Origin of the sequence: Herbidospora galbida (assembly GCF_005233835.1) — a bacterium.
Taxonomy (GTDB): domain Bacteria; phylum Actinomycetota; class Actinomycetes; order Streptosporangiales; family Streptosporangiaceae; genus Herbidospora; species Herbidospora galbida.
In genome coordinates this window covers 1-1,169 of record NZ_SZQA01000110.1, presented here as the reverse complement: position 1 = coordinate 1,169, position 1,169 = coordinate 1, and the positions used below count along the sequence as shown (strand labels likewise).

At 78.3% G+C, this 1,169-nt stretch carries 1 protein-coding gene; it reads left to right on the top strand.

Annotated features, from left to right (window positions below):
• On the top strand, positions 1–1,169 hold a 1,169-nt coding region (locus tag FDA94_RS39730; protein ID WP_212735714.1), incomplete at both ends, for a hypothetical protein.

Below are 1,169 nucleotides of genomic sequence, written 5' to 3'. Positions count from 1 at the left end.
TCGTCTGCTCCGGGCCGCGCGCCTACGACTTCGTCCATCCGCTGGTGGGCGCGGCCGTCCACGAGCGGATGGACCACGGCCGGGCGGCCGAGGCGCACGCCCGCGCGGCCGAGTGCCTGCGCGCGGCCGGGGCCGGGGCCGAGAAGGTCGCCGCCCACCTGCTGCGGGTCACCCCCGTCGACGCCGCGACGATGACCGGGCCGCTCCGGGAGGCCGGGGCCGACGCCCTGTCGCGGGGCGCGCCGCAGGCCGCGCACGCCTATCTCCGGCACGCGCTGACCGGCCTGCCGCCCGGTCCTGAACGCGTCGGGCTGGAGATCGAGGCCGGGATGGCGGCGCTGCGCTTCGACCACGACCTCGCGGTCGACCACCTGACGGGCGCGCTGGCGATGGGGCCCGACCTCGCTACGCGGGTCAGGCTGACGGTGCTGACCGGGCTCGCCCTGGTGTACGCCGGCCGCGGCGGCCAGGCGACGGAGCTGGTCACCGGGCTGCTCGGCGCGCTGCCTCCCGGCCTCGACGACCTGTGCCGCCGCCTGGAGACCATCGTCGTCGCCGGGCCCTCCACCGGCTCGGCGCCGCCCCTCACCCCCGACGAGGTCGACCGCCTGCACAGCCTGCCCCGCACCGGCACCATCGCCGCCGCCAGCCTCGACGGGACCCTGGCCGCCTACGACCTGCACACCGCCGACCCGCGCGGCCTCGACCTGGCCCGCCGGGCCGTCGCGAGCCTGGCGGCCCGGCCGGTCGACCCGGCCGACCCGAACGACTCCCCCGAGATCCGGGGCCGGTCGCTCGCCCCCTCCTACAGCGTGCTGCCGTTCGGCGACCTCGACGAGGGCCTCGCCGGGGCGACCGCGGCCGTCGAGACGTCGCTGGCGCAGGGGTCGCTGGCGCTGCTCGGCCTCTACACCCACATCCGGGGCGGCTGCTGGCTGCTGCGGGGCGACCTGGCCGAGGCGGAGAACGACCTGCGCGACAGCGTCCGGACCGCGCGGCTCACCCACAGCGAGGTGACCGTCAGCCAGAGCGTCGGCTGGCTGGCGGAGGCGGTCCTGGAGCAGCGCGGGCCCGACGAGGCCGCCGCCGTGCTCGGCCGCTTCCACGAGATCGCGACCGCCGCGCGCTCGGGCCCGCCCCACCACCTGGAGTTCGCCTGGGCCCGGGTC